We start from the raw sequence: 10,657 nt of genomic DNA, 5'->3' as shown, positions 1-10,657 counted from the left end.
GTCGTGGGAGTTGAGCCACACGTTAACCAGCTTTAAATCTAATGTATATGGCTCTACGTCCTTCCTTATGGATAGATAGTTTTCAATTCAAGGCCGCATTGGTTTTTAGGAGAATATTATGAGAATATCCACACAAAACAACGAAGAGCCAAAATTCTAAGACAAAACAATTGGCTCTCTTTCATCAGGATATGTTTAAATTGTAACAAACGAAATTATGATGATATGGAGAGTGCTTCCCAGAGTAAAGAGTTATTCGAAAAAATATCTTCATTCCTCAAGAAAGAAGGAGCAACAAAGGTAGCTATTTTTGGCTCTTATGCAAGAGAGGAAGAAAGAACGGAAAGTGATATCGACGTTCTTGTAGAGTTTTCCGAAACGAAAGGTCTGCTCACTATGGCTAGGATTGAGAGAGAGCTATCGGAGTTTCTTGGAGTGAGAGTCGATTTACTAACCGAAGGGTCGATAAGCCCATACCTTATTGAAGGAATTAAAAAAGAAGCAAAAGTGATCTCTGCATGGAAAAAAACGACTCGATTTATCTTAGCCACATCCTCGATTCAATTGAACGTATTGAAGAATATACCAGAGGTATGGAAAAATAAGATTTTTTCGTCTAGCAATCTAGTTCAAGTATGACACTGATTTTCAAATGAATCTACAAAAATAAAGGACATTTTATTGATCATCGTAAGGAATTTTCTTGCCTTAAAGCTATCGATTTTGCATTAGAAATCAGCCTTCAATTTTGACCTATTTGCATGAAATCGACATCCAGTTCCACCTCAAAGTCTGTTGAAATATACAATAAATGTTGAGAATGCGAACTCAATTGAGGTTTTGCCAAAGTTAACGAAAAGGCCTTAAAAGCAAAAAAAATATTTGAGGTTCTCAAATTAGAATTTTGATTTAAAAACTTATCTTCTTTTTCACTATTCGTGGACGCATCTATTTTCTTATATTGGATTGCTAATAAGATAGCGTAGAACTGGTTGGAGATAAGAATACACATAGGAGATCTTCATAAAAACGATTGTCAAATTAGATCTGAATTTTTTAGAGCTAATTTGATAGCCTCTTATGAAGGTATCCATGCAAAACAAATTATAGTATAGATGCTGTTAACAATGTGTCATATATAACACACTTTTTGTGGCAATTACCGATTCTCCTTTTCTTCTTTTTTGCCAGTGGCCGCCCTTTAGAGATGAATCTCGATATAATTCTTTTAGAATAACTAATAAGAGTTTTAGATGAAGTCATATCTGAAAAATCGAATTATTCACCCGATGAAGCAGAAATCTTAGTGCAAAAATTAGAAAGCCTGGAGAAGCAACTTTCAGTATCTGAATCAGAAAATAATTTGTTATTGAGTAGGTTGAATATTGAAAGGAAAGTGATTGATCCAAAACTTAATGAAGCTATTCAAAGCTTAAGGTGAAGTCTTCCACCTTTATTTCCTACCATATGGACAAACTCGCAGTGTAGCCAGAGTGTCCGTGCTGATTCAAAAGAACACTCCGATAAGAAATACATGTTGGAATTTTGATAAAGAGTTTAAAAGAGGATAACCTCACCATTTTTTATATCTAAATATTACTGTTAAAACAAGCATTGCAGCAACAGGTACAATAATTGAAGGGAAATCTATGAAATTAGTGGTAGATTTACTGATATTTGGAGCAAACTTCTGAATGCACAGTATACTATGATCGGCAACATAAACATTACCCAAAGAATCTACAGCAACACCAAATGGCTCATTAAATTGTCCGTTGCCGGTGCCGTACGAACCCCATTGGGTAATATAGTTACCATTGCTATCAAACTTCTGAATGCGATTATTGCTTGAATCGGCAACATATACATTGTCCGAAGAATCTACAGCAATACCGGATGGATTTTTAAATTTTCCGTTGCCGCTTCCCGAAGAACCCCATTGTGTAAGGAAAGTTCCGTTGCTGTCAAACTTCTGAATTCGATTATTATATTGATCGGCAACATAAACATTGCCCGACGAATCTACAGCAACACCTATTGAACCATTAAATTGTCCGTTGCCGGTGCCTAAAGAGCCCCATTGTGTAAGGTATCTGCCGTTGCTGTCAAATTTCTGAATGAGGGAGTTGTGAGGATTGTCAGCATAAACATTGCCCAGAGAATCTACAGCAATACCGGATGTACAAGAATAGTGTCCATATATATGTTCGTAGCCGCTACCATTACAAACCCATTGTGTAAGATATCCACCAGTGCTGTTAAATTTCTCAATGCGATTGTTGCTTGGATCGACTACATAAACATTGCCCGAAGAATCTACAGCAACACCAGATGGTTCTTCAAATTGTCCGTTGCCGGTACCATACGAACCCCATGCTGTAAGGAAAGTTCCGTTGCTATCGAATTTCTCAATTCGATTTTTATGCAAAAAGGCAACATAAACATAGCCAGAAGAATCTACAGCAATACTTCTTGGATAACTAAAAGCGTTGTTGTTGCCTTGAGAATTCCATTTCTTAACAAAATTATAAGTCTCAGCATGCGCAACATAAGCGCTCATCAATCCAATAAATAATAAAACCAAACAAAACAATATTTTCCTAGAAACATTAACTTGTTGACATTTCATTTTTGAAATCCTCCTTGTTTTTTTTCATTCACGATCTTTAAAAGTCCAAAATATGATTCTATATTATAACTTTCCTTGGTTAATGTGTAATTATATTAAATATTTAGGCAATTGAATATATATGAAAATGATATAATAGAAAAACAATTGTATAAAGACAATAAGCTATCTCAACACGAATAAGCTAAACCATAAAAATAAAAGTTCATTGAATATCAATTCAAAAATATGAATGGTTCGTGAGTATGAAACAATAAAAATCGAAAGCAAACGACCCAATTTATTCATCAAATATATGGGATATTTTGCTCTATTTATCAGGTTTAGAGTAAACCTATCAATTCTTCTTTGCTTAAGCCGGTTTGATGAAGAATATCAAGAAGTATCCCCTTAGCAAGTTTTGTATGTAAAGGAACAACTGTTCTGTAAGTTCCTTCACTGGTTATCTTTTGAAGTGATACATGGCTTCCTTTTTGCCTTACAACAACAAATCCAGCCTTCTCTAATGCATTTACAAGTTCTTTTCCGGATACAACTGGTAATTTAGACATGGGCGACTTCCACAAAGGTCAGATAAGGTTTGGAAACTTGTTGCGGAAGGTCTTCAGTCCCGAAGCTCTCAATGTACAGTTCTATAGCTTCTTTAATATTTTTTTCGGCCTCTTCGAGGGTCTTACCCTGAGAAGTCACATTGAGTTCAGGACATCTTGCAATAAAGAAGTCGTCTTCTTTTGTTATAGCTACGAGAAATTGTCTCATGGTCACTCCAAGCCTAGTTTTTACATGTTTTTCTTCAAAATATTTGTTGCGATTCTATTTTATATTAGCGTAGAAAACTGTCTAATGAGGTAAACGTGCTTAATTTACAAAACTTATAACCTAAGTTCCGCATTTTTGGGCGCATAAACGTCTCCTGATATAGGAGTATGCGTTTAAGCTTAAGCACATAAATCATAAGTTCCAATTTCAAAACCACAATCTATTGACTTTATATGTTTGCAGAATTAAGTGTATGCGCTTAAAATTTGGGAACTCAGGTTATAAATGATAATCTGATTTCTTTCTGTATGGTACTATTCTTCATGATCATGTAACCTTTGAAGCTCCACTTACCGAAGGCCTGTAATTGTATTGACTTCAAAAATAGGTCTGAACTTATAGGGATGAAATTAACAAATCGGTCATTTCTGTAACTGTGAGAACCTTTTTCAGCCAAAGATAACAAGTCCACATCCATGAAAGAAGTATACGAACAAAATATTGGATAAGAACAAAATATTGGAAAGCTTGTATTATGATAATTTCATGAAAATTGACCGAAAAATAAGTGGTTTTTTGGGTAAAATACGAACGTTGTATCTCAAAACGTTCGTATTTTGAAGTTATGAGAATACAAGTTTTACAAGAGAACCTGAATATTATTACAAATAGTGTTTTATATATTTAAAGAGCGGAATTATTTTGGGATAAAACATCTTTTCGCTATCAGCAAAAAAGATATTAACGATCTCTCACGAACCTTTTTTTGCTGATAACAAAAAGGATTATATTATTGAACCGAATTGTAAGCCCATTCGATCCATTCACAGAGGCATTGTAAATCCTCTTTCTCGATGGTAGCACCGCACCAGATACGCAAACCCGAAGGAGCATCACGGTAAGAACCGATGTCATAAGCAACTTTTTCTTTCTCAAGCATTTTAATCAGTTCTTTAAGCTTTTCGTCGGATAGATCAACTTTAAAGCAGACACTGGTACTGGACCTTATCTCTTTTGTTTCCGCCAAAAAATGAATCCAGTCGTTTTTAGCGACAAATGCCTCTAAGACCTCCAGATTTTCATTTGTCCGCTGGATAAGTTGTTTAAGCCCTCCGACAGATTCTGCCCATTTTAGTGTTGCCAGCCAATCTTCATTAGCCAGCATGGATGGGGTGTTAATAGTAGAGCCTTCAAAAATATCCTTATTCAGTTTACCACCTTTGGTCAGCCGGAAAATTTTGGGCAATGGCCAGGCAGGAGTATAGCTTTCTAAGCGCTGAACGGCCCGCGGAGATAAAATCAGCATTCCGTGTCCACCTTCCCCACCTAAAACCTTCTGCCATGAGAAGGTAATGACATCCAATTTATGGTAGGGTATATTCATAGCAAATATAGCAGAGGTGGCATCACAAAGCGTAAGCCCTTCCCGGTTGTCAGGAATCCAGTCGCCGTTGGGTACTTTGACTCCGCTAGTAGTACCATTCCATACAAAGACGACATCATTCTTGAAATCGACTTTCTTTAAATCCGGTAATTTCCCGTATTCTGCCTCAAAAACTCGGGTATCTTTTAATTTTAACTGTTTAGTGATGTCGGTTGCCCATTCTTTACTGAATGATTCCCAAACCAGAACATCAACTCTGCGACACCCCAGCATAGACCACATGCACATTTCAAAAGCGCCTGTATCGGAAGCCGGTACAATACCTACCAGATAATCATCAGGAAGGCCAAGCATATCTCTTGTTCTTTTAATTGCTTCAGCTAATTTTTCCTTGCCAGGTTTGCTCCGGTGTGACCGGCCAAAAGGTGTATCCTTCAGCTCTTCAACAGAATACCCTGGATGTTTGGCACAGGGCCCTGAAGAAAAACAAGGATTTTTAGGAACTCGCGTTGGTTTCATTTTATCTTTTCCTTCTTTGGTACTTTTAAGTCTTCGGGGGATAAAAATTTTTCCAGCTACAGGCGAACATGCAATTATAGCCGCCCCCCGAAGACTTAACAGTACCTTACCATATACAATTTTGTTTCACTTGTATTCGGTTAAGATAGATCCTACATTCGGCAGCAAGCACATTCTAACACTTAAATATTCTTCATCATTAGTTTTTGTAGTTTCAGTTAAAAATCAGTATCATGAGGACTAGATATCTATTCTGATTTGTCGTTTCTCTCCTTTTGTTACAAATATATATTAATAATGTTATGGTTAACATTTAGTAATTTTTAATTTAAATTTAATTTAAATAGTTCTGAAAAAAACGATATCAATAGAAAAATTGAATGAATTTTTATGTCGACCTGCCGAAAGCAGGATAGATCTATAAGAAATGTGTTATTTTCGTTGCTATTGTCTATAAACCTATAAATGCAAATCGGGATGGTTCGATAATTACAGTAGTCACTTTAAAGTTAACGGATTCTTTAACCGAATACAAATAAATTAGAACTAAAAGTTCAATTAGAATTTACAGAACCTTTGAGCACTTTCATTTTATTGAATTCCTGGTGTATTTATACAAATTTATCTTAACAGTGCATGATTTACGATGAAGAAAGGAAGAAATGAAATACATAATTAGTGTTATAAATTTGATAGTTAGATATTTTTGTGACTTTATTATATATATTTCCAATACCATGATGAATCAACAAAATCCATCGTGAATCATAAGCATAGGGACCTGCATGAAAGCTTCTCATGATCTGAGTATCATTCCAATCCCATAGTCTTTGGGGATTTTCATCAACATTTGGTTTGCTATCCCAATTACCCATTGGATAGTAAAATGCTCCAACGAGTTGCACAAACAATGACCATATAATAAATATTCCAATAAGCCCAAATATTAAATATTTAGAATATTTATTTCTTTTTTTGGATACTTTATTCATATATAGCCCTAAATATATGGCAAGAACAGGCAAAATTCCAGTTAAATAACGGGGACCATAACAATGTCCTCCCCACCACCAGAAAAAAATACTATATACCATTATTTCGAGTATGCATGCTAAACCAAGAGCATAAAGGAGAAATCTAAGTTTTTCATTTGGAAGATCCTTTATTGTTAAATATCCAAAAACTGAAAACAAAAATACTGGGGTATATGTGAATAATCCACGGCTTGGACTAAACAGTAACCCAACTAGACGAGAAAGAACTTCACTATTTAACTTCATCCCATCACTTAAATTGGAATAGCCACCCAAAAAATTACCAAAATAATAAATATTATAAATTAAAAGAAAGCTGCCTGATATGATTACTAAGGCAAAAAACCACTTTATATTTTCTTTATTCATCTTAAGAAAAATATATAATATTACAGGTAAAGCAAGGATCGAATCAGAAGGTCTATTTAATATATATAACCCCGAAAGAAATCCTAAAAAAATATAATTTAATTTGTTTTCAAGCAATTCATTTTTAATTGTAATATAAATCATAGCGGCAAGGAGTAGTTCTACCGTGCCGTGCTGCCAAAGAGCCTGACTACTTATTGTCCATGTGTCGGTCCCAAAACCATAGATTAATGCTGAAATAATTCCGATTTTTTTATTTGTTAAATTTTTTGTAGATAAATAAACGAAAATGCAAGAAAGTGAAGCAATTGAAGACGCACTTAATTTTTCCATTAAAAGCACAATAGATTGAAAACCCGGATTAAACATATCTATTGGACAAGAGGAAATTTTTAACAAGATGTATGTAACTAAATACAAAGGGGCGATTATTAAAGGGGTAACTATTGGATATTGTGATAAGTAATGACCATCAATTTGTCTAAACATATATGGATTATTAATTGTTTCGATATATGCTCCAAAGCTGTCTAAGTTCACACAATGGTGCTCCAAAATACAAAATGGCAATAGAGATGTAGGAAGGGTATCCCCACTAATGATTGATCTCATATTCAGGTTATAAACTAAAAAAAATAATGTGAACAAAAAAATTAATTCATGCTTGCTTACAAGCATTCTGAGGCAATTTTGTAATGGATTTAAAATTCTATTAAATTCCAATACTTTTCTTGTGTTTAATGTGAATTTCATTTTTATCTCAGCCAATAGTTGGTTATTATTCCACTGGTAGTATAGCAAATTTGCTGCAAAATTACGAAATCTCTAGCAGTCTTAGAGTTAAAAATTCAATATCATGAGATCAATTTTATCTATTGTATATAAATATTGGATTTCAAATCTACAGCAAATTGGCTACACTGCCTTCATTGTATTCGGTTATATCAAGGTCAGTTTACTTTTTCCAACGTTAAGTTATTTAATATTTCTCAACTTTCAGTATAAAAGGACCTACACACAACTACAACTTTACCAAATTTGATTTTTATTATAAGTACGTTGGTCCAAATAAAGTTTACTTAGTTTCTAAAAACTTCTGTAAAATTATGAATGGAGCCTATTTTATCTGTAAAATTATGAATGATCCTATTCCAAAAGCAATATTGTGTTGAAATTATGAACTTATCTTCATGTCATTCACGTGAAATCGATGATATTCTATGGAAATTCATGGAACCTTCTCTTCCTTCACAGAAACCATATAAAGGAGGGCCATGTGCAAATACGAGAAAGTTAATTAATGGTATTTTGTACGTTGTTATGACAGGTTTTATGTGGAAAGACATTCCTTGAAAATATGGATCTAAGTCAACAGTGCATAAATTCCATCTATATCTGTGTGAACATTGTATCTATCAGAAGATTTTCAATGAACTTTTAAACAAAGGTTACGACTTGAAGAAACCGATCTTTCTCATTTTTTTACTGATACAAAGGATATTCCAGCTAAAAAGAGGGGAATATCGGATACTGTAGCCATGAAAAAATAAAAGAAATTGAATTAAGTTTTTTAGTATATTTGCAGGGTCTAACTCTCTCGATTACACGATTATTCTCTGCGTACAGAAATAATAGTTTATCAGGCTGATCTGGCCTGACCTTAGTAGATTTCACTCTACTCGGGCACGTGCCACACAGATTAGGTGCTCACCTACTTGGGAAAAATGTATAGGCTTTATTAAAAAACCTATACATGGAAAAAAGAAAGAGTTAATTACTCTTTACAAAAATTTAATTATTTTTTAACTACCTTTACGCAAATCCCTTCAACACGTCTACTCTCACCGCGTGTGCCACAAAACTCTCCATCACTAAACCAGCGTGTATCTGCGGTGCCCTGAAGGTGAGCCATATATTTTACAGTGAATTCAGAAGCATGCTTTCCGGTTAATTTAATTGCAAACCCTTCAAGTCGCCTACTCTGTCCGCGTGTGCCTATAAACTGTCCTTCTGATACCCACGGAACATCTCCAATGTCTTCCAAATGTGCCATGTATTGCATACTCAGGCCATCCAGTCGGGGATTGAAAGAAAGTTGAAATCCTTCTAAACGCCTACTCTGGCCACGTGTGCCTGCAAATTCATCTTCATGGAAGGCTAAATCTCCTATATCTTGCAAATGCACGAGAACATCCATCAGAAGTTGTCTTTCTCGGGTTTGAGAACCCACTACAGAACTTGTCACAGTTGCGTTCATAGTCATTGTTATTTTCTCCTTCAGAAATTTATCAATTCATTATAGAAAATTTCTGCAAGAGTCCTACAGCACAAACGTATATAATTTTTTCTAACTGTTGATATTGAGCTCTACAGAGGAGTGACTGATGGGTGAAACAGATTATGGAAAGTGTAGAAACTTATCAATCGAATGGGAGTTTAGTAAATCTCTATTATTTCAGTAAATGCCTTTCATAATTTTTTGCATTGGAAACTAATTTATGGATAATATAGATTTTCCATATTATTTCCTCGGTCTTGATGCTAAAATAAGGTTAAAATAATCATGTTCATTAAAAATTCCGCCAGGATTAATAGACAAAAGGGTTTCATTAATATCTTTTTTAAATGTTTTAATTCGATTACCAAAATATTTAGGTGAGGCAAAGGAACTGGAAAATAACCACCCTATGATACTCTCAACAGTCCAGGTTCGAACAATTTCGATTTCCTTTGATTCAACAACACTAAAAGCTGAACGACTAATTATATTCTCCCACGGCTCAGGCGATTCTTTGAAGATTCCTTTTCCAGCACGGCGTTCCTCGCCCAAATATTTTTGAACAACCTTTTTAACTGCATGTTGCCATTCTTCTTCGCCAGTCCAAAAACTTCCATCACTAATAATAGCTATTCCGCCATCCTCGCTAATAAGGCTATCAAGATCTGTTAGCACTTTATTTTGATCCATCCAATGAAAAGCTCTACAAATAATTGCGAGTTTGAAAATTCCTAATCCATTTTTTCTATTTATTAAATCTTCAGCATAACAATTTACTAAAATAATCTTTTGCTTTAAATTCACTCTTTCTATTTCCCTTTTGGCTTGCTTTAACATCTCCAGGTCTGAATCCAAACAAACCATTTCATTGCATTTACCATCCATAGCAATTGCCATTTGGCAAGTACCACATCCGATATCCAAAATTCTATCTTCCGGTTTAATCTCAAACTGTTCAACAATTATTTGGACTGCTTCTTCTGGAACATTTGGCCTATATTTTGCATAATATTCATAAGTGCCATAAAACAATGTTGAATCGTATCCCACTTTTTCAACTCAACTATCATATTTATTTTTATATTCATATTTATATTCATATTTCATTATTAATCAGCATTTTACTTAAGATAAGACATTCTTTGTATCAGTTTTCGTTGTTGAAATCTGAAATCATCTCAGTCTAGATTTTTCGGATTTTGTAGAATTACGGTAAAGAATTAATATTACTTAACGGATGGCATGAAATGTTCTTAAACTCTGTTACGTAACATCTGTTCTTTAATGATTATATAACTTCAATTCATATATCTGGCTGCTAATAAATAGTTTATAATCTGAGAAATGTTGGGAAGTGAGCAATGGGGCGATGAAAACTTCCTTGATAGTCTAATCTATACCTTTTTGAACTGAAAATTCGAAATTCTAATTTGAGATTAGAGTTTTGACTCCTTGTGTTTTTTCGGCTCTATCGAAAAACTTTAATTTGGATTCTTTCAATTAGTTTTAACTGAATAGCTTGACATATTTTTATTTCTCTAATTTCAGCCTTTCAAAGTAGATTTTAATACCTTCTCTTTAGAGCTGTTTCTAGTTCATACTAATTCTACGCGTGTCTTTTTTCACCTATCTAAATAATTCCTATCTTATCTCCACAGAGAGTTAACCATGCCCGACCATCAACA

9 protein-coding genes are annotated in these 10,657 nt (G+C 34.2%); 2 read left to right on the top strand and 7 right to left on the bottom strand.

From position 1 onward, the window contains the following. Window positions 1–225: 225 nt before the first annotated feature. On the top strand, window positions 226–639 hold the full coding sequence (locus tag ASJ81_RS09085; protein WP_245859986.1) for a nucleotidyltransferase family protein: 414 nt from the start codon (window positions 226–228) through the stop codon (window positions 637–639). 934 nt (window positions 640–1,573) lie between these two features. Here the strand turns inward: ASJ81_RS09085 and ASJ81_RS09070 are convergent. From ASJ81_RS09070 to ASJ81_RS09050, 5 genes are all read right to left on the bottom strand, one after another. Then, window positions 1,574–2,428: a 6-bladed beta-propeller gene (locus ASJ81_RS09070; RefSeq protein ID WP_245859984.1), complete on the bottom strand. Its 855-nt coding sequence runs from the start codon at window positions 2,426–2,428 to the stop codon at window positions 1,574–1,576. Window positions 2,429–2,952: 524 nt separating this feature from the next. After that, the gene (locus ASJ81_RS09065; RefSeq protein WP_095644189.1) at window positions 2,953–3,180 is read right to left on the bottom strand and encodes a type II toxin-antitoxin system HicA family toxin; all 228 of its coding nucleotides are present in this window, start codon (window positions 3,178–3,180) and stop codon (window positions 2,953–2,955) included. Continuing rightward, on the bottom strand, window positions 3,173–3,388 hold the full coding sequence (locus ASJ81_RS09060; protein WP_095644188.1) for a type II toxin-antitoxin system HicB family antitoxin: 216 nt from the start codon (window positions 3,386–3,388) through the stop codon (window positions 3,173–3,175). The genes ASJ81_RS09065 and ASJ81_RS09060 overlap by 8 nt, the downstream gene beginning before the upstream one ends. Before the next feature lie 790 nt (window positions 3,389–4,178). After that, window positions 4,179–5,291 (bottom strand): phosphoserine transaminase, encoded by a 1,113-nt coding sequence (locus ASJ81_RS09055; protein ID WP_095644187.1) that lies wholly within the window; start codon window positions 5,289–5,291, stop codon window positions 4,179–4,181. Window positions 5,292–5,932: 641 nt separating this feature from the next. Beyond that, complete coding sequence (locus ASJ81_RS09050; RefSeq protein ID WP_170943260.1) at window positions 5,933–7,234, bottom strand: glycosyltransferase family 39 protein; 1,302 nt, start codon at window positions 7,232–7,234, stop codon at window positions 5,933–5,935. Between the two features lie 600 nt (window positions 7,235–7,834). Here ASJ81_RS09050 and ASJ81_RS24580 point away from each other — a divergent pair. Continuing rightward, window positions 7,835–8,047, top strand: coding sequence for a transposase (locus ASJ81_RS24580; protein ID WP_095644185.1), 213 nt, complete (start codon window positions 7,835–7,837; stop codon window positions 8,045–8,047). Window positions 8,048–8,489: 442 nt separating this feature from the next. On the opposite strand, the gene ASJ81_RS09040 is transcribed toward ASJ81_RS24580, so the two are convergent. Then, window positions 8,490–8,957 (bottom strand): hypothetical protein, encoded by a 468-nt coding sequence (locus ASJ81_RS09040; protein ID WP_095644184.1) that lies wholly within the window; start codon window positions 8,955–8,957, stop codon window positions 8,490–8,492. Window positions 8,958–9,215: 258 nt separating this feature from the next. Next, complete coding sequence (locus ASJ81_RS09035; RefSeq protein ID WP_095644183.1) at window positions 9,216–10,022, bottom strand: class I SAM-dependent methyltransferase; 807 nt, start codon at window positions 10,020–10,022, stop codon at window positions 9,216–9,218. Window positions 10,023–10,657 lie beyond the last annotated feature (635 nt).

Origin of the sequence: Methanosarcina spelaei, from assembly GCF_002287235.1 — an archaeon.
GTDB classification, from domain to species: domain Archaea; phylum Halobacteriota; class Methanosarcinia; order Methanosarcinales; family Methanosarcinaceae; genus Methanosarcina; species Methanosarcina spelaei.
This window is presented reverse-complemented; position numbering and strand designations above follow the sequence as displayed.

Bases quoted from the DNA above. Each gene is read 5' to 3' on its own strand.
- ASJ81_RS09085 (WP_245859986.1), top strand. From the start codon at position 226: ATGGAGAGTGCTTCCCAGAGTAAAGAGTTATTCGAAAAAATATCTTCA.
- ASJ81_RS09065 (WP_095644189.1), bottom strand. From the start codon at position 3,180: ATGTCTAAATTACCAGTTGTATCCGGAAAAGAACTTGTAAATGCATTA.
- ASJ81_RS09060 (WP_095644188.1), bottom strand. From the start codon at position 3,388: ATGAGACAATTTCTCGTAGCTATAACAAAAGAAGACGACTTCTTTATT.
- ASJ81_RS09055 (WP_095644187.1), bottom strand. From the start codon at position 5,291: ATGAAACCAACGCGAGTTCCTAAAAATCCTTGTTTTTCTTCAGGGCCC.
- ASJ81_RS24580 (WP_095644185.1), top strand. From the start codon at position 7,835: ATGATCCTATTCCAAAAGCAATATTGTGTTGAAATTATGAACTTATCT.
- ASJ81_RS09040 (WP_095644184.1), bottom strand. From the start codon at position 8,957: ATGACTATGAACGCAACTGTGACAAGTTCTGTAGTGGGTTCTCAAACC.